Origin of the sequence: Variovorax sp. PDC80 (genome assembly GCF_900115375.1) — a bacterium.
Lineage (GTDB): Bacteria > Pseudomonadota > Gammaproteobacteria > Burkholderiales > Burkholderiaceae_C > Variovorax.
The window spans coordinates 595,285-619,066 of record NZ_FOWG01000002.1 but is presented as its reverse complement, the minus strand read 5'-3'; the positions used below and the strand labels follow the sequence as shown (position 1 = coordinate 619,066).

The following is a 23,782-nucleotide window of genomic DNA, read 5'->3' as shown; positions in this document are numbered from 1 at the left end:
GCCATGAGCACCGTCGTGCGCTTCTCCCCCGAGCTGGGGCGCTGGCTCAAGGGCATGCTCGATGCCGGCCAGATGCCGCAGGCGCTGGTCGCCACCATGCGAGGCAAGGGCATGAACGAACGCGCCGCGCAGGCCATCGTCGCGGCCCATGTGGATGCGCGGCAGCGCGGCGCGCCGATGCCGGCCGATGCCGTCGAGCTGTCGGACGCGGCCGCCGCCAAGCCCGCGATGCGGCTCGCGCAGGGCACGCGGATCCAGGCAATCGACCGCGAGATCGTCGTGCATGCGCGCGGCGAGGACCCGGTCCATGCCTCGCTGGGCAACGTGATGGATGCCGAGGAATGCCGAGCCTTGATCGAGATGGCACGGCCGCGTCTCGCGCCTTCCACCTTGGTCGATCCGATGAGCGGGCGCGACGTGGTCAGCGACCGGCGCGCGAGCTGGGGCATGTTCTTTCGCCTGGCCGAGAACGAGCTGGTGGCCCGCCTCGACCGGCGGCTGTCGGCACTGATGAACCTGCCGCTGGAGAATGGCGAGGGCCTGCAGCTGCTGCACTATCCCGAGGGCGCGGGCAGCGAGCCCCACCACGACTACCTGGCGCCGAGCAACCTGGCCAACCGCGAATCGATCGCGCGCAGCGGCCAGCGCGTGAGCACGCTCGTGACCTACCTCAACGACGTGCCAGAGGGCGGCCAGACCGTCTTTCCGCAACTGGGCCTGGCGATGTCGCCGATCCGCGGCAATGCCTGCTACTTCGAGTACGGCGACGACGAGGGCCGCGTCGACGCGCGCTCGCTGCATGCGAGCGCGCCCGTGACGCGCGGCGAGAAGTGGGTCGTGACCAAGTGGATGCGCGCGCGGCGCTTCGTGTCGGCCGGCGAAGTCAGGCCGGCGCGTTGAGCGGCACCGCCACCGGGCTGCGCTCCGCGAACTGCCCGTTCCAGTACGGGTAGTAGGGATAGGGCGGCGTGATCGCGCTGGCCGTGTCGAGCCGCGCCATCTGCGCGTCGCTCAGCTGCCAGCCGAGCGCGCCGAGGTTCTGCGTGAGCTGCGCCTCGTCGCGCGCACCGATCAGCACGCTGGCCACCGTGGGCCGCTGCAGCAGCCAGTTGAGCGCGATCTGCGCATGGGTCTTGCCGGTCTCCTCGGCCACGATGTCCATCGCGTCGACGACGCGGTAGAGGCGCTCGTCGTCCACCGGCGGCGCGAAGCCGGCGGTCTCGTGCAGCCGGCTGCCCGCGGGCAGCGGCTGGCCGCGCCGGATCTTGCCCGTGAGGCGGCCCCAGCCCAGCGGGCTCCAGACGATCGCGCCCACGCCCTGGTCCAGGCCCAGCGGCATCAGCTCGAACTCGTAGTCGCGCCCGACCAGCGAGTAGTAGGTCTGGTTCGCCACGTAGCGCTCGAGGCCGAGCCGGTCGGAGGCCGCGAGCGACTTCATCAGCTGCCAGCCCGAGAAGTTCGACATGCCGATGTAGCGCACCTTGCCCGACTTCACGAGGGCGTCGAGCGTGCCCAGCACCTGCTCGACCGGCGTCATCGCGTCGAAGGCGTGCAACTGCAGGATGTCGATGTAGTCGGTGCCCAGCCGCTTCAGCGCGGCCTCGGTCGCGCCCACCAGGTGGTGGCGCGAGGCGCCGACCTGGTTCGGCCCGTCGCCCGCGCGCAGCGAGAGCTTGGTCGAGACGATGGCCTTGTCGCGCCGGCCCTTGAGTGCGGCGCCGAGGATGGTCTCGGAGGCGCCGTTCGAATAGACGTCGGCGGTGTCGAACAGGTTCACGCCGGCGTCGAGCGCGATGTCGACGATGCGGCGCGCGCCGTCGGTGCCGGTGTTGCCCCAGGCGCTGAACAGCGGACCCTGTCCGCCGAAGGTGCCGGCGCCGAAACCGAGGGCGGGCACTTTGAAGCCCGAGCGGCCGAGAAAGCGTTGTTCCATGAGAACTTCTCCTTTGTTTGAATGCGGGATGTATCAGGCGCGCACCGAGGCGCAATCGCCGGGCAGGGCGCGGTCGCCGCGGCGGTCGAGCGCGCGGCTCCACAGCGCGATCGCGAGGCCCGCCACGGTCAGCAGCGCGGCGGCCCAGCCCAGCGCGCGCAGGCCCGGGCCATGGTCGATCACCACGCCGCCGGCCCAGGCGCCGAGCGCATTGCCGAGGTTGAAGGCCGCGATGTTGAGGCTCGAGGCCAGGTTCTGGCCGGCGCCCGAGGCCTTCTCGAGCACGCGCAGCTGCATCGGCGCCACCGTGGCGAAGGAGGCCACGCCGAGCAGGCCGACGAAGACCACGGCCGCGATCGGCGTGCCGATCGCGAACTGCATGCTGCCGAGCACCACCGCGAGCACGGCCAGCGTGCCGAGCACCGCGGGCATCACGGCGCGGTCGGCCAGCCGGCCGCCGAGGATGTTGCCCACGGCCAGGCCGCCGCCGAACACCAGCAGGATCGGCGACACGGCGGATTCCGACAGGCCCGTGACCTGGGTCAGCAGCGGCTGGATGTAGGTGAAGACGGCGAACACGCCGGCGAAGCCGAGCACCGTCATCGCCAGGCCCAGCAGCACCTGGGGCCGGGCCAGCACGGCGATCTCCTCGCGCAGCGGCGCGGGTCTGGCCTCGCCCTCGACGCGGGGCACGAACACGGCCAGCACCGCGAGCGCCGCCACGCCGATCAGCGCCACGGCCCAGAAGGCCGCGCGCCAGCCGAAGTGCAGGCCCAGCCAGGCGCCGAAGGGCACGCCCAGCAGGGTGGCGGCAGTCAGGCCGGTGAACATGATGGCGATGGCCGAGGCGCGACGCTCGGGCGCCACCAGGCCGGTGGCCACCACCGAGCCGACGCCGAAGAAGGTGCCGTGGGCGAGCGAGGTGATGACGCGCGCGCCCATCAGCAGTTCGTAGTTGGGCGCCAGCGCGCAGGCGATGTTGCCGAGCGTGAAGATCGCCATCAGCGCCAGCAGCACGGTCTTGCGCGGCAGCCGGCGGGTGGCGATGGTGAGCAGCGGCGCGCCGACCGCGACCCCGAGCGCATAGCCCGAGATCAGCAGGCCGGCGGCCGTGATCGAGACCTGGAGGTCGGTCGAGACCTGCATCAGCAGGCCCATGATGACGAATTCGGTGGTGCCTATTCCGAAGGCACCGGCGGTGAGGGCGAGTAGAGCGATGGGCATGATGCCCTGTACTGTGCGGACGAAGTCCCTCGTTGACTAGAATGCCGCTGGTCAACGCACTTGTGAATTCAACTCACAAGCCGAATCCACCGGGGAACACGCCATGCCGCGCATCGAGGTCAACCGTTCGGGCGAGATGGAGGCCTTCGTGCAGGTGGTCGACGCGGGCGGCTTCTCGGCCGCCGCGCGGCTGCTGGGCATGACGCCCTCGGCCGTCAGCAAGCTGGTGGCGCGGCTCGAGGCGCGGCTGGGCATCCAGCTCGTGCACCGCTCCACGCGCAAGCTGCAGCTCACGCCCGAGGGCCTGCACTTCTACGAGCGCAGCCACCGCGTGCTGGCCGACATGGACGAGGCCGAGCGCTGCGCGGCCGCCGGCGCGGCGCCGCGCGGGCGGGTCAGCATCAATGCCAGCGTGTCCTTCGGCCACCACATGCTGGTGCCGCTGGTGCCCAGGCTGATCGAGCAGCATCCGCAGATCACGCTCGACATCGCGCTGACCGACCGCATCGTCGACCTGATGGACGAGCGCGCCGACATCGCGATCCGCTGGGGCCAGCTGCCGGCCTCCGACCTGGTGGCGCGGCGCATCGGCGACACCAGCCAGACCATCCTGGCCGCGCCGTCCTACCTCGCGAAGTACGGCACGCCGCGCACGCCGCAGGAACTCGAGGCGCACAGCCGCCTGGGCTGGACCTACCGGCGCAGCGCGCCCGACTGGCCGTTCCGCATCGACGGCAGGACGATCCTGCTGCCGGTGGCCGGCCCGGTGCGCGCGGGCGATGGCGAGACCCTGCGCCACCTCGCGATCGCGGGCGCGGGCATCACGCGGCTGTCGCTCTATCACACGCAGCACGACATCGACGCGGGCCGGCTGGTGCCGCTGCTCGAGGAGTTCAACCCGAACGAGGTGGAGCCGATCCACGCGGTCTACATCGGCAAGGCCGGCACCCTGCCGGCGCGGGTGCGCGCGGTGCTCGACTTCCTCGTGGCCTGCTCGGGCGTGGGCGGCGGGCGCTACACGCGCAGCCGCACGGCGCCGATGCCGGGGAAATCGGCCGTCACCTGATCGCCGCGCGCGCAGGGCAGCAGGCCGATCCACGAGCCCGTGGTGACCACCGTGCCGGCCGGTACGGTCTGGCCATGGCGCGTGAGATGGCGCAGCCAGATCGGCAGCAGCCAGGCCGGATCGCCGAGCGGATGGCTGCCTTCGCGCACCACCGTGTCGGCGTTGCCGATCTTCGTTTCGCAGCGCTGCGAGGCCCAGTCGATGGCGGCGAAGGGTCGCCATTCGCCGAGCACCAGCGCGCCGTGCACCTGCGAGTCGGCCAGCCGCAGCAACGGCGTGGCGGCCTCGCGGTCCTGCCAGCGCGCATCGCAGACCTCGATGGAGACGGTCATGGCATCGACCAGCGCGGCCGCGTCTTCCTGCGCGAGCGAGGCGGCCAGCGCCGGCGTGACCTCGCGGCCCAGGCGCAGCGCGATCTCGGCCTCGATGCCGGGCTGGTGGAACACGAGGTCGGAGCAATCGGCCGGGCTCTGGCGCACGCCGGCGGGCGGCAGCGGCGCATGGGTGAGCGTCGCGCCGCGCGAGCCGCCGCCGGATTTCCAGCAGCCGGGCAGGGTGCCCGCGTCGAACCAGCCGAGCGCCGCGGCCACCGCATCCTGCACCGCGTAGGCCTCGGCGGGCTCGTGCAGCGTGTCGAGCCAGGGCACGGCATCGAGCGTGCGGTCGGCGCGGCGCGCGGCGACGAGGGCGTCGGCCAGCGCGGAAAGAGCAGGGGGCAGGGTGGTCGTGTGTGCGTTCATGCCGCCGATCTTCTCAAGATTCGACGCGCACGTTGCCGTCCTTCACCACCTTGGCCCACTTGGCGATCTCGGTGTGGATGAACTGCCTGAACTTGTCCTGCGAGCCGCCGCCGTCCTCGGCGCCGTAGGTGTCGAGCTTCTCCTGCACGTCGGGCATGGCGAGCACGGCATTGACGTCGCGGTTAACCTTCTGCGCGATCGGCGCCGGCAGCTTGCCCGGGCCCGCGAGGCCGTACCAGGTGGTGGCCTCGAAGCCCTGGAAGCCCTGCTCCTGCATGGTCGGCACGTTTGGATGGCCCTTGGCGCGCTGGGTGCGCGTCTGCGCCACGGCGAGCACGCGGCCGCTCTTCACGTGCGGCGTGGCGGCGGTCATGGTCTCGAAGCTGTACTGGATCTGCCCGCCCATCAGGTCGGCCAGCAGCGGCCCGCTGCCCTTGTAGGGCACGTGCAGCGCATCGACGCCCGCCTGCAGCTTGAACATCTCGAGCGCCAGGTGCTGCGCCGAACCCGCGCCGGCCGAGCCGAAGCTCAGCGTGCCGGGCGCGGCCTTGCAGGCGGCCACGATGTCCTTCACCGTGAGCGCCTTCTGCGCCGGGCTCGCGATCAGCAGGTTGGGCGTGACGCCCACCAGCACGATCGGCACGAAGTCGCGTTCCACGCTGTAGCGCAGCTTGGGCTGCAGGCTGGGCGCGAGCGCATGGCTGTTGATGTGGGCCATCAGCAGCGTGCTGCCGTCGCTGGGCTGCTGCGCCACGTAGTCGGCCGCGAGCACGCCGGCCACGCCGGCCTTGTTCTCGACGATCACCTGCTGGTTCCACATCAGGGTGAGCTTCTGCGCCACCACGCGCGCCAGCGCATCGGTGCCGCCGCCCGGCGGGAAGCCCACCACGATGCGCACCGGCGCGTTGGGCCAGTCCTGCGCGAACAGCCGGGGCACGCCCAGCGTGGCGGCCGCGGCGGTCGCGGCCTGGATCAGGGAACGTCGTTGCATCGTGCTTGTCTCCGTGGATGGATGGGTGTGTCGGATGCGGGGCGGGAAGGGCGCATGTCCGTGCGGCCCTCGCGCCGAGGCCGCCGCGCCGTTCGAGCGGCGCGCTGCGGCCTGGAATCGATCGAGGCTCCCTGTGTCGCTAGGCGGCCTTCTTCAGCGCCACCGGCGCGGCCGCATGGCTCGCGAAATGGTCCATCGCCGCCTGCACGCCGCTGCCCGCGAGCTTGATGCCCGTGAGCTTCATGCCCATCTCGACACCCGCGACCATCGCCACCAGCGTGAGGTCGTTGCTGTCGCCGAGATGGCCCATGCGGAACATGCGGCCCTTGAGCTTGCCCAGGCCCGTGCCCAGCGAGAGGTCGAAGCGCTGGTGGATCAGCCGGCGCAGCGCGTCGGCATCGACACCCTCGGGCGTGATCACGCCCGTGAGCACCGGCGAATAGACGGCCGGGTCGGCGCACTGGATCGGCAGGCCCCAGGCCTGGACCGCGGCGCGCACGCCCGCGGCCCAGCGGCGGTGGCGCGCGAACACGTTGTCCAGCCCTTCGCCCAGCAGCATGTCGAGCGATTCCGAGAGGCCGTAGAGCAGGTTGGTGTTGGGCGTGTAGGGCCAGTAGCCGTCCTTGTTCATCTCGACGATCTCGTCCCAGGCCCAGAAGGCCTTGGGCAGCTTCGCGCTCTTGGACACCTCCAGTGCGCGCGGCGAGAGCGCGTTGAAGCTGATGCCCGGCGGCAGCATCAGGCCCTTCTGCGAGCCGCTGACCGTGACGTCCACGCCCCATTCGTCATGGCGGAAGTCGGCGCTCGCGAGGCCCGAGATGCTGTCGACCATCAGCAGGGCCGGATGGCCGGCCGCATCGATGGCCTGGCGCACCGCGGCGATGTCGGAGGTGACGCCGGTCGAGGTCTCGTTGTGCACCACGCACACGGCCTTGATCTTCTTCTCGGTGTCCTTGCGCAGCCGCGCCTCGATCAGCTCGGCCTGCACGCCGCGGCGCCAGCTCGGCGCGTTCGGCAACTGGTCGTCGCTGCCCGCATAGGCGAGGAACTCGGTCGACACGCCCAGGCGCGTGGCCATCTTCTGCCACAGCGAGGCGAAGTGGCCGGTCTCGTACATCAGCACGTGGTCGCCCGGGCTCAGCGTGTTGGCGAGCGCGGCCTCCCAGGCGCCGGTGCCCGAGGCCGGGTAGATCGCGACCGGGTGCTTCGTCTTGAAGATCTGCTGGATGCCGCCGAGCACCTTCAGGCCCAGCGTGCCGAACTCGGGCCCGCGGTGGTCGATGGTGGGCAGGCTCATGGCCCGCAGGATGCGGTCGGGCACCGGGCTGGGGCCGGGGATCTGGAGGAAGTGACGGCCGGTGGGATGGAGGTCGAGTTGCAGCATGGCGGGTCCTTTCGGCGCCAGTTTTGCATTCAAAATTCATTTTGTTCTGCTGGTTTACCCTGAAATTCAAGGGTTGTGGGTGTTCTTTTTTGCATTCAAAATGCAATCACGAGGCCCAAAGAACGCATCCCATGACCGCCGAAATCATCGAAATCTCCCGTCTCGCGCTGCACGACCAGGTCGCGGCGCGGCTGCGCACCATGCTGGTCGAAGGCCTGATCGCGCCGGGTGCCAAGCTCAACGAGCGCGAGCTCTGCCTGCAGCTGCGCGTCTCGCGCACACCGCTGCGCGAGGCGATCAAGCTGCTCGCGGCCGAGGGCCTTGTCGACCTGCTGCCCAACCGCGGCGCGGTGGCCGTCAAGCTCACCGAGGCCGACGTGATCGACACCTTCGAGGTGCTGTCCATGCTCGAGGGCATGTCGGGCGAACTGGCCGCGCGCCGCATCACCGAGGAGCAGCTGTCCGAGGTGCGCGCGCTGCACTACGAGATGCTGGCCTGCTATGCGCGCCACGACCTCTCGGGCTACTACCGGCTCAATGCGCGCATCCATTCGGCGATCAACGAGGCCGCGGGCAATCCGGTGCTGTCGAACACCTACCGCTCGATCAATGCGCGCGTGCAGTCGCTGCGCTTTCGCACCAACCAGAACGAGGCCAAGTGGAAGAACGCGGTGGCCGAGCACGAACAGATGATCGAGGCGCTGGCCGCGCGCGATGCCGCCGCCATGCGCAAGGTGCTGGTCGCGCACGTGCTGCGCAAGCGCGACACCGTGCTCGAGCTGCTGCGCGAGGGCGAGATCTATCCGCCCGCGAAGAAGACCCGTTCCAAGGCGCCCTGAGCGCGCTTCCCCCCAAAAAAAGAAAACCCACGATGCTCATCGAACCCGCCAGCCGCATCCAGCCCGCCGGAACCGTCCTGCCGCCCAACGACACCTGCGAGGCGCTGGCGCGCCGCCTGCGCGCCGAGACGCAGGGCGAGGTGCTGTTCGACGCGGGTTCGCGCGGCCGCTACGCCACCGACGCCTCGATCTACCAGATCACGCCCGTGGGCGCCTTCGTGCCGAAGACCGAGCGCGACATCGCCACCGCCATCGACGTGGCGCGCGAGCTCAAGGTGCCGGTGCTCGCGCGCGGCGGCGGCACCAGTCAGTGCGGCCAGACCACGGGCGCGGCGCTGGTGATCGACAACAGCAAGCATTTCCGGCGCGTGCTCGACCTGGACCTCGAAGCGGGCACCGCCACCGTCGAGCCCGGGCTGGTGCTCGACCATCTCAATGCGCAGCTCAAGCCGCACGGCCTCTGGTATCCGGTCGACGTGTCGACCAGCGCCCAGGCCACCCTGGGCGGCATGGCCGGCAACAACTCCTGCGGCTCGCGCTCCATCGCCTACGGCAACATGGTGCACAACGTGCTTGGCGCGAGCGCCTGGCTGTCGAGCGGCGAGCTGGTGGACTTCGGGCCCGTGGGCACGCTGGGCGTGCGCGCCGCGGGCATCGCGCAGTTCGTGCGCGGCCTCGCGCGCCAGCACCGCGAGGCGATCGCGGCGAACTGGCCCAAGGTGATGCGCCGCGTGGCCGGCTACAACCTCGACATCTTCGACAACCAGAGCGAGAAGCCCTACACGGCCGACGGCAGCGTGAACCTCGCGCACCTGCTGATCGGCGCCGAGGGCACGCTGGCCTACACGCGCAGCCTCACGCTCAAGCTGGCGCCGCTGCCGCGCGCCAAGGTGCTGGGCATCGTCAACTTCCCGACCTTCCATGCGGCCATGGATGCCGCGCAGCACATCGTCAAGCTCGGACCCACCGCGGTCGAGCTGGTCGACCGCACGATGATCGAGCTGAGCCTCGCGAACCCGGCCTTCAAGCCCACGGTGCAGACCGCGCTGATCGGCAAGCCGGCCGCGATCCTGCTGGTGGAGTTCTCGGGCGCCGAGAAGGCGCCGCTGCTGCAGGCGCTGGCTCGACTGGTGGAACTGATGGGCGACCTGGGCTTGCCGGGCAGCGTGGTCGAGATGCCCGACGAGGCGCGCCAGAAGAACCTCTGGGAGGTGCGCAAGGCGGGCCTCAACATCATGATGAGCCTCAAGGGCGACGGCAAGCCGGTGAGCTTCATCGAGGACTGCGCCGTGCCGCTCGAACACCTGGCCGAGTACACCGACGCGCTGACCGAGGTGTTCGCACGCCATGGTTCGCGCGGCACCTGGTATGCGCATGCCTCGGTCGGCACCCTGCACGTGCGGCCGATCCTCGACATGCGCGCCGATGGCGGCGCCAAGATGCGCGCCATCGCCGAGGAGGCCTCGGCGCTGGTGCGCAAATACAAGGGCGCCTTCAGCGGCGAGCACGGCGACGGCCTGTGCCGCGGCGAATGGATCGAGTGGCAGTTCGGGCCCGCGATCAACGAGGCCTTCCGCGCGATCAAGCACAAGCTCGATCCCGTCGGCCTGTTCAACCCCGGCAAGATCATCGACCCGCCGCGCATGGACGACGGCGCGCTGTTCCGCTTCGCGCCGCCGACCGCGCCCAAGCCCTATCGCCGCATCGAACTCAAGCCGGTGCTCGACTGGTCGGCCTGGAACGTGAATGCCGACCCGGTGACCGAGCAGACCTCCGCGCCCGGCACCGGCGGCGACAGCACCGGCGGCCTGGCCAAGGCGGTCGAGATGTGCAACAACAACGGCCACTGCCGCAAGTTCGACGCCGGCACCATGTGCCCGAGCTACCGCGTCACGCGCGACGAGCAGCACCTCACGCGCGGCCGCGCCAACACGCTGCGGCTGGCGCTGTCGGGCCAGCTCGGCCCCGATGCCTTCACCGGCGAGGCCCTGCACGAGACCATGGACCTGTGCGTGGGCTGCAAGGGCTGCAAGCGCGACTGCCCGACCGGCGTGGACATGGCGAAGATGAAGATCGAGTTCCTGGCCCACTACAAGCGGCGCCACGGCCACACGCTCAAGGACCGGCTGGTGGCGCAGTTGCCCGACTACGCACACCGCGCGAGCCGGCTGCCGTGGCTCCTGAACCTGCGCAACAGCGTGCCGGGCGCCGCCTGGCTCGGCGAGAAGCTGCTGGGTTTCTCGGCCAGGCGCTCGCTGCCGGCCTGGCGCAGTGACACCTTCTGGCGCGCCAAGGACGGCGAGCCCGGCCTGTTCGCCGACCGCGACACCGTGCTGGCGATCGCGCGGCGCGGCGGCAAGGCCGCGGTGCTGTTCGTCGACACCTTCAACGGCACCTTCGAGAGCGAGAACGCGCTCGCGGCCGCGCGCGTGCTGCAGGCCGCGGGCTATGTGCTGCACACGGTCGAGAAGCGCGGCGCGCACCATTGCTGCGGCCGCACCTACCTGGCCAGCGGCATGGTCGAGGAAGCCAAACGCAAGGCCGAGGCCCTGATCGATGCCTTGCTGCCGCTGGCGCGCGCGGGCGTGCCGGTGGTGGGCCTCGAGCCCTCGTGCCTGCTCACGCTGCGCGACGAGACGCTGGTGATGGGCTTCGGCGAGAAGGCCGAGACCGTGGCCAAGCAGGCGCTTCTGTTCGAGGAGTTCGTCGCGCGCGAGGTCCGCGCCGGCCGTTTCGAGCTCGCGCTCAAGCCGGCCGAGGCGCCGATCCTGCTGCACGGCCACTGCCACCAGAAGGCCTTCGGCGCGGTGAGCCCGGTGCTCGAGGTGCTGAAGCTGATCCCGGGCGCCGCGCCCGAACTCATCGAGAGCTCGTGCTGCGGCATGGCCGGCAGCTTCGGCTACGAGGCCAGCCACTACGAGGTCTCGATGCGCATGGCCGAAGCCAGCCTGTTGCCCGCGATCCGCGCCAAGCCCGGCGCCATCGTGGTGGCCGACGGCACGAGCTGCCGGCACCAGATCGCCGACGGCGCGCAGCGCGAGGCGATGCACGTGGCGGTGCTGCTCGAGCGGCTGCTGGTGCACGCGGACGCCGCGGCGCACTGAGCGGCCGATTCACGCGCGACAGCGCGGCGGCGCCGGCTGCCGCAGAATGGTGCATCCCCGCGCACCGCCCGATGTCGACCACCCTGACTTCCTCCGCCCCCGTGCCGCCCACCTTGCGGCTGGCTTTCGCCCTGTCGATGGGCGCGGCCGTCTCGCTCGGCATCACGCGCTTCGCCTATGCGCTGCTGCTGCCGCCGATGCGCGACGACCTCGGCTGGAGCTATGCGCTGGCGGGCGGCATGAACACCGCCAACGCGGTCGGCTACCTGGTCGGCGCGCTGGTCACGCCGGCGCTGATGCGGCGCTTCGGCGTGAGCCGGCTGCTGGTGGTGGGCGCGGTGCTCGCGAGCCTGTTCATGGCCGGCAGCGGCTTCGTCACCGCGGCGCCTGCGCTGCTGCTGCAGCGGTTGCTCGCGGGCATCGCGAGCGCCTGGGTGTTCGTGGCCGGCGGGCTGATGGCCGCGCGGCTCGGCGAGGCCGACGCCTCGCGCGGCGGCCTGCTGCTGGGCATCTACTACGGCGGCACCGGTTTCGGCATCCTGGCCTCGGCGCTGCTCGTGCCGCAGGTGCTGCAGGCCGCCGCGGGCGAACCGCATGGCTGGGCCTGGGCCTGGTGGGCGCTGGCGGTGGCCAGCGGCGTGGCGACCGTGCTGCTGGCCTGGGCCGGCCGCGCGCTGCCCGATCGACCCGCGCCCGTGTCCGCCACTTCGGCTTCCGGTGCCGCACCCGGCGCACCGGTCGCGCTGCGGCGCTTCGGCTGGGCGCTCGCGGGCTATGCCTTCTTCGGCATCGGCTACATCGGCTACATGACCTTCGTGATCGCGCTGCTGCGCGAGCAGGGCGCGAGCGCGGGCTTCGTCACGCTGTTCTATGCGTTGCTGGGCATCGCCTGCATCGCCTCGTCGCGGCTGTGGGCCGGGCTGCTTGACCGCTACCGTGGCGGCCAGCCGCAGGCGCTGCTCAACGGGCTGCTGGGCGTGGCGACCTTGCTGCCGGTGCTCAGCGCCTCGGCGCCCATCGCGCTGGTCTCGGGGCTGCTGTTCGGCGGCGTGTTCCTCTCGGTGGTGGCCTCGACCACCGCGCTGGTGCGCCACAACCTGCCGTCCTCGCGCTGGGCCCAGGGCATCAGCGTCTTCACCATCGTGTTCGCCTTCGGCCAGATCGTGGGCCCGACCATCACCGGCTGGATCTCCGACGGCCCGGGCGGGCTGGCGCGCGGCCTCGTGGGGTCGGCGATCGCGCTGTGGCTCGGAGCCGTGCTGGCTTCGCGCCAGCATGCGCTGGAACCCGCATGAACGGAGGGCTTCGCCATGGATACCGCTGACACGCGCCAGCTCGCCGACGCGTCCGCCGTGCCGGGCTTCGCCGTGTTCGATACCGCGCTCGGCGTCTGCGGCATTGCCTGGGGGCCGCGGGGGCTGGTCGGCGTGCAGCTGCCACAGGATGACCCCACGCTGCAGCCCGCGCTCAGGCGCATGCGCCAGCGCTTTCCCGAGCTGCCCGAGGCCGAGCCGAATGCCGAGGCGCGACGCGCGATCGCGGCGGTGCAAGCCTTGCTCGAAGGCGCGCAGGACGACCTGCGCGACATCGTGCTCGACATGCGCGGCCTGTCCGATTTCCATCGGCGCGTCTACGAGCTCGCACGGCGCATTCCGCCGGGCCAGACGCGCACCTACGGCGAGATCGCCGAGGAACTGGGCGACAAGACGCTGGCGCGCGCGGTGGGCCAGGCCATGGGCCTCAACCCCTTCGCGCCCGTGGTGCCGTGCCACCGCGTGCTCGCTGCCGGCAACAAGCCCGGTGGTTTCTCGGCCGGGGGCGGGGCGCTGACCAAGCTCAGGATGCTCGACATCGAGGGCGCGCGGCCCAACGGGATGGCGTCGCTGTTCTAGGCGCGAGGTTCAGCGGCGCCGGCGGCCCGGCGCGCGCGGAACGCTCAGCAGCTGGCTCAAGGACGCGACCTCGCGCCGTTCCCCGCCCGGATGGGTGTCGGCGCCGCGCACCTTCGCGCCGAAATCCAGCGCGGTCCTGCGCTCCAGTTCCGCGATGCTCACGTGGTAGCGCTTCACCTTCTCGAAGCTCACGCGCGCCAGGGCCGCTTCTGACAGCGTGGCCTCGGGCACGTAGTCGATGAGCGGCGTCTGGTCGATGCTCAGGGCGGTCGCCTGCAGGCGGCCGTCCTCCACCCGCAGCACGATCTTCCAGTACTCGCGCGGGGCCTTGAACCCGGCCATCCCGGGCATGCCGCGGTCCCAGGGAATGTCGTTCTCGTCGTCGAAGATCGGTCCGGTGAACACGCTGACGCGCGCCTGGTCCGCCACCGCGTTGTTGAGCACAAAGTCCTCGAGCGCGCGCCAGTACAGGGTGCCGCCCGCGTGCGCGGCCGCTTCGGCGCCCGGCTTCCTCTTGCCCATGTTGAAGAAGCCCACCTGCGGCGACCGGTTGGTCACGTGGAAGGTGTCGGCATTGGCGCGCACGACGATGTCGTCCGGCCCCCAGAGCGGATCCTGCCGGCGCGTCAGGTGGCCTTGCTGGAAGATCCGGTTCGCATGGTCCGCCTTGCGCTTGTCGACAATGGCCGCGCCCTGTGCGTCGTAGGCCGTCTGTCCCGCGTACAGCGCGGGCGGGGTCTGTTCTTCCTCGGGGATGCGCGGGTCGATGAACCAGAGCTCGCTGGCCTCCGGGGCCTCGTCCGCTTCCTCCTCGCCCGGATGGAAGGCGGCGATGACGCCGGTGCTGCGGTCGTAGCTCTTGGCGAGGCGCCCGTCGATGTTGGTGGCGGTGAAGCAGGCCAGCCGCCGTTTCTTGTGCATCACCACGCTGAAGTGCTCGTACGGCAGTTCGTACTTGGGCCGGCCCGCCTTGGGACGCGTGTTGACGGAGACCGCCCGCAGGGCCGCGGCACCGCGCGGCTTGGGCAGGGGAACGGCAACGCCGGGCAGGAAGTCGGGCTGGTAGCCGTCGCGGTTGCCGTAGTCCGGATCGACCTGGACCCGCGCCTCTTCGCCGGTGCTCGACGGCGCCGCGTCGGCATGCGGTTGCGGCGCGACGTCCTGCGCGGGCGTCGGCGATCCGTTGCGGGCCGGGTAGCCGCCCAGCTGCACGCTCACGCGCAGCGGGATGGTCCAGGTCGCCGTGCCGTCGCTGGCCACGTCGACCGACGCACCGAGCGAAGCGTCATGCGCCACGGCCGGTGCGGCCTCGACGGACGAGACCACCTGCGGATCCAGGCCCGCGGCGATGGCCTCGGTGATCTTCTCGCGCTCGCGCGCCGGCAGGCCGCTCTTGCGCGTGTTCATGTCGGTCACGATGGCGCTGATCCGGATGCCTTCGTTGACCGTCTTGGCGATCTGCTTTCCGTTCTGGTCGAGCAGGTCGCGGTGCGGCGATCCCCAGTGGTGCAGGGCGATCACCTGCCACAGCACGTTGAAGACCGGCGAGCCCGAGGAACCCGGCTCGGTGTCGGCCACGTAGTGCAGCGTGGTGCTCGCGCGCGAGACCAGCTGGTTCTCGCGCAGCACGGCTTCCTTCATGCGGCCGTCGGGGTGCTGGACGATGTTGGCGTGGTCGCCCAGCTGGTGCTTGTCGCGGGCCGCCGAGATCGGCAGGAAGCTGTAGCCCGCGAGCACCCCGGGGCCGCTCAGGCGGCCGCCGACCGCCAGCACGGTGTAGTCGAGGTCGTCCTGGTCGTTGGTGAGGAAGCAGGCCTCGGGCGCGAAGGCGAAGCGCGTGGGCACGCGCGGGCGTCCCGCGAGGTCGCGCTCGTAGTCGAACTCCACCAGCAGGTCCGCCGCATCGGCCTTGGAGCCGATCACGTGGTTGTTGGTGAGGAACAGCACGGGCGAGATCATGAAGCCGGTGCCGAGGCCCTGGCCGTCGCGCGTCACGATCCGCGCCACGGCGCGCGCCGCATAGGCGCCGCGCTGCAGGAACGCGACATCGACGAAGTCGATCGTCTTGCCCCAGACCTTCTCCGCGCCCGAATGCGGCGCCTCGCGCGCGGCCTCCTGCACCGGCAGGCCGATCCGTCGCTGCAGCACGGCGCTGCGGCGCAGCATCTCGGGCTCGGCATCGCCGGGCCGGCCGGCGCCGATCGCATCGAGCGAGCGCTGGATCTGCTCGGCCTGCTGCTGGATGCGCTGGCGCGCGGCGACACCGATATGGGCGGGCTCGTTCATGTTCTCCTCCAACTGGCCGCGGGGGCGGCGGCGATTGCGGGTTTACGGACCGTCTCGCTCGCCTTTTAAAGGGCCTTGATGACAGGACGATGCAAAGGCACGGCCGCGTCAGGCGTTCTGGATCAGCCGCCGCAGTTCGTCCACGTGCCGGCGCAGCGCCTCGTCGTCCATCGCCGTGTAGCCGATCACCAGCCCCGGCGGCAGGTCCTTGCGCTGGCAGAAATCCGAGATCGCCTGGAAGCGCAGCCCGCGCTGCGCGGCCGCGCGCAGGAACGGCGCCAGCGCCATGTCCGGCGGCAGCCACCACACGAGGTGGAAGCCCGCGTGTTCCCCGGTGACATGCAGCCGCGCGGGCTCGAGCGCCGCGCGCAGGCCGCCGAGCACGAGGTCGCGCCGCTGCGCATAGACCATGCGCGCGCGCCGCACGTGGCGTGCGAAGTCGCCGCTCTCGAGGAAGCGGGCCAGCGCCATCTGCTCGATCACGCCGGTGGAGCGCCCGGCGATGTGGCAGGCACGGCGGAAGTCGGCGACCAGCGCGCGCGGCAGCACCATGTAGCCGATGCGCAGCGCGCCGAACAGGGTCTTGTTGAAGCTGCCGCAGTGGATCACGCGGTCGGCCGCATCGAGGCTCTTGAGGGCCGGCAACGGCGCGCTGTCGTAGCTGAACTCGCTGTCGTAGTCGTCTTCGACCACCCAGGCCTTCGCGGCCTCGGCCCACGACAGCAGTTCGAGGCGGCGCGATACCGGCATCGTGAGGCCGCTGGGCGACTGGTGCGCCGGCGTGACGTGCGCGAGCCGCGCGCCCGCATGCTGGCGCGCCTGCGCGACCGAGAAGCCTTCGGCATCGATCGGGACATGGATCAACTGCTGGCCGTGCTGGCCGAAGATCGGCGCGGCATGCAGGTAGCCGGGGTCCTCGAGCAGCACCTTGTCGCCGGGCGCCAGCAGCAGCCGCGCGCAGAGGTCGAGCCCTTCGCGGATGCCCGAGACGATCACGATCCGCTCGGCCTCGCAGGCGATGCCGCGCGCCACCCCGAGGTAGCCGGCGATCTGCTCGCGCAATGCCGGGAGCCCGAAGGGATCGTCGTCGGACAGTTGTGCCGCGGTCACGCGCCGCGCGCTGGCCTGCAAGGTGCGGCGCCAGAGATCGAGCGGGAATAGCGCCGGATCGGCCACGCGTGCCATGAAGGCCTGGTGGGCCTCGGTGGCGGCGAGCGGCGCCATGTCGGTCTTCCAGGCCGGCCGCGTACGGGGCGTGGCCGGGCGCCGCTTCGCGTCGCCGGCCTCGAAGAAGCGGTCGGGCACCTGCGCCGCCACGTAGGTGCCCGATCCGGCCCGGCTGACCAGGTAGCCCTCGCTGCGCAACTGGTCGTAGGCCGCGTCGACGGTCACGCGCGACACCTGCCAGCGTTGCGCGAGCTGCCGCGTGGAGGGCAGGCGCGCGCCCTTGGCCAGCGCGCCGTCGAGGATGCGGGCGCGGATCTGGCGGTAGATCCACGCCTGCTTGGCCTCGCCCTCGAGCGGCGGCTCGGTCGCGAGATCGAGGCTCGACGGCGTGCGCCGGGCCTGCGGGGGGCTCGAAAGTGGCCTTATCGCTTTCTCCGAAATGGATCTACAAGCAAGGCCACATTCTATTTAGATTCGCGTCCCAGGCATTCCACCCACGAAGCTCCCCATGACGACGAACCCCACGCACTTCTTCTGCACCCTCGCGCCCGACGGCCCGCGATTCCCCCTCGATGGCGCGGGCAGCCTGCTCGACGCGGCCCTGGCACAGGGCGTGGCCGTGCCGTTCTCGTGCAAGCGCGGCGAATGCGGCTCGTGCCGCGCGCAGTTGCTCGAGGGCGGCGTCGAGCGCATCGCGCCGCCCTCGGAGGCGGCCTACCAGGTCGACGCGGGAGAACTGCTGATGTGCCAGTGCCGTGCCACCAGCGACCTGCGGCTGCGCTTCGCGCACTGGAGCGCGCCGGCGCTCGCGCCATCGCGGCACTCCGCGAAGGTCTTGATCTGCGAACCGCTCACGGCCAAGGTCATGCGGCTGGTGGTCGAGCTGCAGAGCGCCGAGCCGTTCCGCTGCGCGCCGGGCCAGCATGCGCAGTTCGTGCTCGAGGACGGCGAGCGCCGCAGCTTCTCGATCGCCAACCGGCCGTCGGAAGAGGGCGAAGCCTTGAACCGGCTCGAGTTCCATATCCGCCGCATGCCGGGCGGCCTGTTCACCGAGCAGTGTCTCGCGGCGCTGCGGCCCGCGGACCTGCTCGAGCTTGAGGGGCCCCATGGCGCCTTCGTCTGGCAGGCGCCCTCCGACGGAATCGAGCACCTCGTGCTGCTGGCCACCGGCACCGGCTTCGCGGGCGTTCGGCCGATCCTGCAGACGGCGCTCGCGAGCGGCGCGTTCCGCACGGTGTCGTTCTACTGGGGCGTGGCCGAGGCCGGCGACTGCTATGCGGCCGCATGGCTCGACGAGATGGCGCGGGTGCATGCGGGCTTTCGCTGGACCGCGGTGCCGTCTTCGCGCGTGGAGGTCAAACAGCACGTGCAGCACGCGGCATCGAAGGCCGCGCACGACTGGGAGCGCACGGTCGTCTATGCCTGCGGCAACCCGGCCATGGTGCGCGACGCGCGCGCGCTGCTGCAGGCCGAGGGGCTGCCGAAGGCGCGCTTCGTCTCGGAGGTGTTTCTGCCGAGCACGAAGCAGGTCGTGCGCCATCCCTGGGAGAAGGTGGGCGCCACGTTCACGCGCGACGGCATCCTCGAGGCGCGCCGCCGCTCGATGGAGGCGCTGCCGCAGATCGCCGCGCTGATCGAACCGGGCATGACCACGGGCGAAGCGATCGCGGTCGCCGACCGGCATCTGCGCCGGCTCGGCGCCGCCTACAACTGGCATCCGACCTATGTGCGCTTCGGGCCCGATACGCAACGCACTTCGCGCGAGCCGGTCGATCGGCAGCGGCGCCTGCGCGAGGACGACGTCTACACCGTCGACCTGGGTCCGGTCTGGGACGGCTACGAAGGCGACTACGGCGATACCTTCGTTCGCGGTGCCGATGCCGACCACGCGCGCGTCACGCGCGCGGCGCGCGACATCTTCGAACGCGCGCAGGAGGCCTGGCGGCAGGGCTTGAGCGGCGCCGCGCTCTACGACTTCGCGAGCGGCCTCGCGCGCATGCATGGCTGCGCACTGGTGCGCGAGACCGGTGGCCACCGGGTCTCGGACTTTCCGCATGCGCTCTACGGCAAGCACCGCCTGGCCGAAGCCGACTTCGTTCCGGGCGACGGCATCTGGGTGCTCGAGGTCCAGGTGCGCGACCTCGAACGGCCGATCGGCGCCTTCTTCGAGGACGTGCTTCTTAAGAATTGATTCAGAACATTCCTAGCTCTGCGGCCTAGAGTTCGGCAATGACTGTGAACCGTATCGACCCCCGACCGCTTTTTCTTCTTCGCATCTTCCGTTCTTCCGCGCCGCGTATGGCGCTCGCGGCCCTTGCCGCGGGCACGCTGCTCGCGGGCTGCGTGACGCCCGGCGAGCATGCGCGCGAGCAGCGCATGCGCGACGAGCAGAACTGCATGGCCTATGGCTTCCGTCCCGAGAGCCCGGCCTATGCGCGCTGCCTGCAGAACGAGAACCTCTCGCGCCAGGACCGCGACAACCTGCAGGACATCGAATCGCGCCGCCGCTCGGAAGACCCGCGCCGCTATGGCGGCGGTGGCGGTGGCTGGGAGCGCGAACGCGACCGGGACCGCGATCGCTATGACCGCATGAACGACAACCAGCGCCAGGCGCTGCGCAACTGCGACCTGCTGCCGCCCGCCAACCAGCCGGGCTGCCGCGCGATGGTCTGGTCGACGCTCAAGTAGGGCTGCGCAACGCCTCGTCCGAGGATGCGGCATCGAGTTTCGCGAGCGCGATGACCGCCGCCTGCAGCACGAAGCCCGCGAGCGCGAGCAGCAGGCAGCCGGCTTCGCCCCAGAGCGCGCCGGCTCCCGCGCCGAGTGCGGCCCCCACGGGCCGCGCGCCGGCATTCACCGTGAGGAACACGGCCGAGACGCGGCCCAGCATGCCCGCGGGCGTCACGCCCTGGCGCAGGGTGGTCGAGCTGATGGTCCACACCATCGGCCCGGCGCCGAACACGAACAGCGACAAGGCCGCGAGCCCGGCGCTGGGCCACCGCAGTGTCGACGCCATCAACACCGCGGCCAGCACCGCGCCGAACGGGCCGACGCGGATCGCGCGGCCCGGGCTCGTGCGCGCGGCGATGCGCGGCGTGAGCAATGCGCCCGCCACCATGCCCGCGCCATACATCGCGAGCGTGAGCCCCACACCCTGCGCGCCGAGGCCGAGGGCGCGCACGGCATGCGGCACATAGCCGGCCTGCAGCACGAACCACGCGATGTTGAAGACCGCGCCGGTCAGCAGCATCGGCCGCAGCCAGGCATGGCGCAGCACGAAGCGCGCGCCTTCGCGCAGCTCGGTCCATGGATGGCGCGCGGCGGGCACGCGGCGCGCCGGCTCGGGGAGCTTCCACAGCAGGGCCACCGCCGCGACCGACAGCGCCGCCGCCAGCATGAAGGCCGCGCCCGCCCCGGTCCAGGCCACGAGCGCGCCCGCCACGGCGGGGCCGGCCGCGAAGGCCGCGCTGCGCGCCAGCTCGATGCGGCCGTTGGCACGCGCCAGCGCCTCGCGCGGCACGAGTTCGGGCACCAGCGCGGGGGCCGCGACGCTGAAGGCCACGGTGCCGATCGCGCCGATGAAGCCCAGCAGCGCCATGCCCGCGATGCCCAGGCGCGCGGACCACGGCGCCGCCAGCACGGCGAGCATCAGCAGCAGCGACAGCGCGCGCAGCACTTCGGCGCGCAGCATCAGGCGCCGGCGCGGCATGCGATCGGCGAGCAGGCCCAGCGGCATCGCGAGCAGCAGGAAGGGCAGGGTCTGCACGGCCGCGAGCAGCCCGGTCTCGGCGGCGCCCGCGCCATAGGCCATCACCGCGACCAGCGGCACCGCGGCCAGGCCGAGCTGCTCGGCCGACTGCGCCGCGAGGTTCGCGTGAGCCAGGTGGAGGAAGGGGCGGGGCAGAGAGGAGGACATGACCCGATGGTCACGGGCCGCCCCGCATCGGGCTGGCCGAAAACGGACCCGTGAAGACGGGCCTCAGCCCACGGCTTCGGCCTGCTGCGCCAGCAGCATGTCCTCGAACCAGTCCGCCACCTGCCGCGCCTCGGGCGCCGCGCCCGGCGCGAGCCCGTAGTAGTAGCGCTCGAGCCGCATGCGCAGCGCGGGCAGCGGCGAGTGCAGCCGGCCCGAGGCGAGGTCGTGCGACACCAGCGAGGTCGGCGCGAGCGCGATGCCCAGGCCGTCGACCGCGGCCTGCAGCACGAAGTGCAGGTGGTCGAACTGCAGCCGACCGGCCGGCCGCACGCGCGGTGCGCCGACCTGCTTCTTCCAGGCCTCCCAGTCCTCCTTGCGCGTGCGCGCCGACAGCTGCACGTGCGCGGCCAGCGCGCGCAGGTCGCGCAGCGGATGGGCCTTGAACAGCGCGGGCGCGCCGACCACCAGCACCTCGTCCTCGAGGAAGGGCTGCACCGCGATCGCGCCCGGCCAGCCCTCGAGCCCGCGGCGCACCGCGATGTCGAAGCTGTCGGCCACCTGCTCGGGCATCACGGTGCTCGTGACCACCTGCGGCTCGATGTCCGGATGGCGCTCGACGAAGGAGGGCAGGCGCGGGATCAGCCAGCGCACCGCGAACGAGGGCCGCACGTTGATGCGCACCGTGCGCGCCGCGCCCTGTGCCTGCAGCGCGCGCGCGGCGGCGCCGATCTGCGCCAGCGCGGGCTCGACCTCGGCGAAGAACTGCTGGCCCTCGGCGGTCAGCGCGACCTGGCGGATGCGGCGCTCGAACAGCGCGACACCGAGGAAGGCCTCGAGGCCCTTGATCTGGCGGCTGATCGCGCTGTGGGTGACATGGAGTTCGTGCGCCGCGCGCGTGAAGCTCAGGTGGCGCGCCGCGGCCGCGAAGGCGCGCACGGCGTTCAGGGGAGGCTCGCGGGACGGCATGCGTGCGATTTTGTCACGCATGCGGCGCGTTAATGTCGTTTGTCGGCGCGGGCTTCGCGGGCGCACGATGCGGGCTCGATGTCTTCTTCTTCCCGCCGCTCCGCTTCCGTCCCCGCCACGTCCGCGGCCTCCGTCTCCACCACCGACCGCAACTCCCGCCACGCCGCGCTCTCGCTCGGGCTCGCACTGCCGGGCGACGTGGTGCTCTACCTGCTGCTGCCGATGTATGCCGTGCAGTTCGGCGTGACGCTCGCCGAGGCGGGGCTGCTGCTCGCGGCCAACCGGCTGGTGCGCATCGCCGGCTATGGCTGGGTGGCCGACTTCTATGCGCGCCATGGCGACCGCCGCACCTGCACGCTGGCCGTCGCGGGCGCGGTGCTGTGCTGCCTCGGCTATGCCACGCTCTCGGGGCTGTGGGCGCTGCTGCCGCTGCGGCTGCTCTGGGGCCTGTGCTTCGCGGCCTTCAACCTCTCGACGCAGGCGCTGGCCACGGCCGACCCCGTGGGCGCCGCGCGCCGCAGCGGCCGCTCGCGCGCCTTCATCGCGCTCGGTCCGGTGGTGGCGCTGCCGCTGGGCGCGGTGCTCGCGCACTGGAGCGGGCCGCGCACCATCTTCTGGCTGCTGGCCGCGGTGGCGCTGCTCGGGCTGCTGGCCGCGCGCCGGCTGCCGACGGCGCCGCATCCGGTCGCGGTGGCGGCCAAGCGCTTCCAGCGGCCGAACAGCCTCGACGGCTGGTCCTTCATGGAAGGGCTGGCGCTCGACGGCCTGTTCATCGTCGGCCTGTCGTACCTCGGCAAGGACCTGCTGCCGGGCGCGGCGGTGGTGGTGGCCGGCGTGCTGATGGCGCTGCGCTACTTCTCCGAGATCGCGCTCAGTCCCGTGGGCGGCCGCATGGCCGAGCGCTTCGGCGCCGAGCGGCTGCTGGTGAGCCTGTCGCTGCTCACGGCGCTGGCGCTGGTGGGCTTCGGCCTGGGCTGGCTCTGGAGCTGCGCGGCGCTGATCGTGGTGCTGCGCGCGCTGCAACTGCCGCTGATCGCGCCCATCGTCGCGCACCGCACGCCCGGACCCGAGCGCGTGCAGGCGCTGGCCGCGCGTTCGACCTGGCGCGACATCGGCGCGGGGGCGGGGCCGGTGCTGGCCGGGCTGCTGTTGCCCATTGCGTCGTCGGCCTGGATCTACGGCGTGGCGGCGGCGCTGCTGGCCGCGATGGCCATCGCCTGCGGGCGCAGTGCCGCGAAACTCGAGCCATCCCCGGATTCCCTTCACCATCGACCGTCATGACCCACGACCCGCACGCGATCCAGACCCTGGCCCAGCTCCAGGCCCTGTTCGGCCAGCCCGGCGAAGCCTCGCTCAAGAAGGAGATCGACTGGCTGCATCCGTCCTACCGGGCGCTGATCGAGGCCTCGCCGTTCGCGGTGCTCGCCACCCTCGGGCCGGACGGCCTCGATGCCTCGCCGCGTGGCGATCCGCCGGGCTTCGTGGCGGTGAAGGACCCGAAGACGCTGTGGATGCCCGAGCGCCGCGGCAACAACCGCATCGACAGCCTGCGCAACATCGTGGCCGATCCGCGCGTGGCGCTGCTGTTCCTGATCCCGGGCGTGGGCGAGACCCTGCGCGTCAACGGCCGCGCGCGGCTCACGGTCGATCCGGCGCTGCTCGCGCGCTTCGCGGTGGAGGGCAAGGCGCCGCAGTGCGTGATCGAGATCGCGGTCGAGACCGTGTTCTTCCAGTGCGCGCGCGCGATCCAGCGTTCGCGGCTGTGGGCGCCGCGGCCCGACGAGGCACGGCCCGACGTGCCCACGCCCGGCGCGATCCTGTCGGCGCTGACCGATGCCGCCTTCGACGGCGCGAGCTACGACCGCGAGCTGCCGGCGCGGCAGAAGGCCACGCTGTACTGAGGAACACCGCGCGGCGGGGCGGCCCGAAAAATATTTCTTCGAAGACTGAGGGTTTGGGGGCCTTCGTTCGTCTTCAGGAGGTCGGACCCGTTCCGGCCTCTCGAAGACAGCGAAGAAAGCCCCGCCCATGCACCCCGGTCATTCCCCGTTCGAATCCCTGCAGCCGCCCGCCGCGCCGCGTCGCCGCTCCAAGTCCTTCGTGCTGCGCTGGTGCGGCAACGGCTGCGGCGAGGTAGCGATGGTCGGGCCGCTGGGCTGGTGGCCCTGCTGCTCGAAGGAGTGCTGGGAGGCCTGGCGCCAGCTCGAGACCGCCAAGGCCGCGGAAGCGACGCGGCTGGCCGGCGCGGAACTGCGCGCCGGCGCCTGAACGATT

The 23,782-nt window shown here is 71.5% G+C and carries 20 protein-coding genes; 11 read left to right on the top strand and 9 right to left on the bottom strand.

What is annotated here, in order from left to right:
* The first annotated feature begins 3 nt into the window (after positions 1–3).
* A complete protein-coding gene (locus BM109_RS08450) occupies positions 4–900 on the top strand; it encodes a 2OG-Fe(II) oxygenase (RefSeq protein WP_093342051.1) in 897 nt (298 codons plus the stop codon).
* Here the strand turns inward: BM109_RS08450 and BM109_RS08445 are convergent.
* Both BM109_RS08445 and BM109_RS08440 read right to left on the bottom strand, forming a co-directional pair.
* Entirely contained in the window at positions 884–1,933 is a 1,050-nt protein-coding gene (locus BM109_RS08445) for an aldo/keto reductase (protein ID WP_093342049.1), read from the bottom strand. The two genes, BM109_RS08450 and BM109_RS08445, sit on opposite strands and share 17 nt — an antisense overlap.
* A gap of 33 nt (positions 1,934–1,966) precedes the next feature.
* Positions 1,967–3,157, bottom strand: a complete 1,191-nt coding sequence (locus BM109_RS08440; protein ID WP_093342048.1) for an MFS transporter — start codon at positions 3,155–3,157, stop codon at positions 1,967–1,969.
* Between the two features lie 103 nt (positions 3,158–3,260).
* Here BM109_RS08440 and BM109_RS08435 point away from each other — a divergent pair, with 103 nt between their 5' ends.
* Complete coding sequence (locus BM109_RS08435) at positions 3,261–4,223, top strand: LysR family transcriptional regulator (RefSeq protein ID WP_093342046.1); 963 nt, start codon at positions 3,261–3,263, stop codon at positions 4,221–4,223.
* Here BM109_RS08435 and BM109_RS08430 read toward each other — a convergent pair.
* The 3 genes from BM109_RS08430 to BM109_RS08420 all read right to left on the bottom strand — a co-directional run bounded on the left by BM109_RS08430 (position 4,172) and on the right by BM109_RS08420 (position 7,338).
* Positions 4,172–4,963: a fumarylacetoacetate hydrolase family protein gene (locus BM109_RS08430; RefSeq protein ID WP_177239284.1), complete on the bottom strand. Its 792-nt coding sequence runs from the start codon at positions 4,961–4,963 to the stop codon at positions 4,172–4,174. The genes BM109_RS08435 and BM109_RS08430 overlap by 52 nt on opposite strands.
* Before the next feature lie 13 nt (positions 4,964–4,976).
* Entirely contained in the window at positions 4,977–5,954 is a 978-nt protein-coding gene (locus tag BM109_RS08425) for a Bug family tripartite tricarboxylate transporter substrate binding protein (RefSeq protein WP_093342044.1), read from the bottom strand.
* A 139-nt stretch (positions 5,955–6,093) separates the two neighbouring features.
* Positions 6,094–7,338 carry a pyridoxal-phosphate-dependent aminotransferase family protein gene (locus tag BM109_RS08420; protein WP_093342043.1) on the bottom strand — a complete coding sequence of 415 codons (1,245 nt, stop codon included), beginning with the start codon at positions 7,336–7,338 and terminating at the stop codon, positions 6,094–6,096.
* A gap of 131 nt (positions 7,339–7,469) precedes the next feature.
* On the opposite strand from BM109_RS08420, the gene BM109_RS08415 reads away from it, so the two are divergent.
* From BM109_RS08415 to BM109_RS08400, 4 genes are all read left to right on the top strand, one after another.
* Entirely contained in the window at positions 7,470–8,177 is a 708-nt protein-coding gene (locus BM109_RS08415; protein ID WP_093342041.1) for a GntR family transcriptional regulator, read from the top strand.
* Between the two features lie 32 nt (positions 8,178–8,209).
* Positions 8,210–11,281 carry an FAD-binding and (Fe-S)-binding domain-containing protein gene (locus tag BM109_RS08410; protein ID WP_093342040.1) on the top strand — a complete coding sequence of 1,024 codons (3,072 nt, stop codon included), beginning with the start codon at positions 8,210–8,212 and terminating at the stop codon, positions 11,279–11,281.
* Between the two features lie 71 nt (positions 11,282–11,352).
* Positions 11,353–12,576: a YbfB/YjiJ family MFS transporter gene (locus BM109_RS08405; protein ID WP_093342038.1), complete on the top strand. Its 1,224-nt coding sequence runs from the start codon at positions 11,353–11,355 to the stop codon at positions 12,574–12,576.
* A gap of 15 nt (positions 12,577–12,591) precedes the next feature.
* Positions 12,592–13,173, top strand: coding sequence for a methylated-DNA--[protein]-cysteine S-methyltransferase (locus BM109_RS08400; protein ID WP_093342037.1), 582 nt, complete (start codon positions 12,592–12,594; stop codon positions 13,171–13,173).
* A 9-nt stretch (positions 13,174–13,182) separates the two neighbouring features.
* Here the strand turns inward: BM109_RS08400 and BM109_RS08395 are convergent, their stop codons facing one another.
* Together BM109_RS08395 and BM109_RS08390 are read right to left on the bottom strand one after the other, a co-directional pair.
* Entirely contained in the window at positions 13,183–15,459 is a 2,277-nt protein-coding gene (locus BM109_RS08395; protein ID WP_143129119.1) for a DNA/RNA non-specific endonuclease, read from the bottom strand.
* Between the two features lie 108 nt (positions 15,460–15,567).
* Positions 15,568–17,052 (bottom strand): MocR-like pyridoxine biosynthesis transcription factor PdxR, encoded by a 1,485-nt coding sequence (locus BM109_RS08390; RefSeq protein WP_093342034.1) that lies wholly within the window; start codon positions 17,050–17,052, stop codon positions 15,568–15,570.
* A gap of 82 nt (positions 17,053–17,134) precedes the next feature.
* Here BM109_RS08390 and BM109_RS08385 point away from each other — a divergent pair, with 82 nt between their 5' ends.
* On the top strand, positions 17,135–18,817 hold the full coding sequence (locus BM109_RS08385) for an NAD(P)H dependent flavin oxidoreductase family protein (RefSeq protein WP_093342032.1): 1,683 nt from the start codon (positions 17,135–17,137) through the stop codon (positions 18,815–18,817).
* Between the two features lie 107 nt (positions 18,818–18,924).
* Entirely contained in the window at positions 18,925–19,314 is a 390-nt protein-coding gene (locus BM109_RS08380; protein ID WP_093342031.1) for a hypothetical protein, read from the top strand.
* Here the strand turns inward: BM109_RS08380 and BM109_RS08375 are convergent.
* Complete coding sequence (locus BM109_RS08375; RefSeq protein WP_093342029.1) at positions 19,307–20,542, bottom strand: MFS transporter; 1,236 nt, start codon at positions 20,540–20,542, stop codon at positions 19,307–19,309. The two genes, BM109_RS08380 and BM109_RS08375, sit on opposite strands and share 8 nt — an antisense overlap.
* A gap of 63 nt (positions 20,543–20,605) precedes the next feature.
* Positions 20,606–21,508: a LysR substrate-binding domain-containing protein gene (locus BM109_RS08370; protein ID WP_093342028.1), complete on the bottom strand. Its 903-nt coding sequence runs from the start codon at positions 21,506–21,508 to the stop codon at positions 20,606–20,608.
* Positions 21,509–21,586: 78 nt separating this feature from the next.
* Between BM109_RS08370 and BM109_RS08365 the strand changes: the two genes are divergently transcribed.
* The 3 genes from BM109_RS08365 to BM109_RS08355 all read left to right on the top strand — a co-directional run bounded on the left by BM109_RS08365 (position 21,587) and on the right by BM109_RS08355 (position 23,776).
* The gene (locus tag BM109_RS08365; RefSeq protein WP_093342026.1) at positions 21,587–22,789 is read left to right on the top strand and encodes an MFS transporter; all 1,203 of its coding nucleotides are present in this window, start codon (positions 21,587–21,589) and stop codon (positions 22,787–22,789) included.
* Entirely contained in the window at positions 22,786–23,409 is a 624-nt protein-coding gene (locus tag BM109_RS08360) for a pyridoxamine 5'-phosphate oxidase family protein (RefSeq protein WP_093342025.1), read from the top strand. The genes BM109_RS08365 and BM109_RS08360 overlap by 4 nt, the downstream gene beginning before the upstream one ends.
* 127 nt (positions 23,410–23,536) lie before the next feature.
* Positions 23,537–23,776, top strand: coding sequence for a hypothetical protein (locus BM109_RS08355; protein WP_093342023.1), 240 nt, complete (start codon positions 23,537–23,539; stop codon positions 23,774–23,776).
* Positions 23,777–23,782 lie beyond the last annotated feature (6 nt).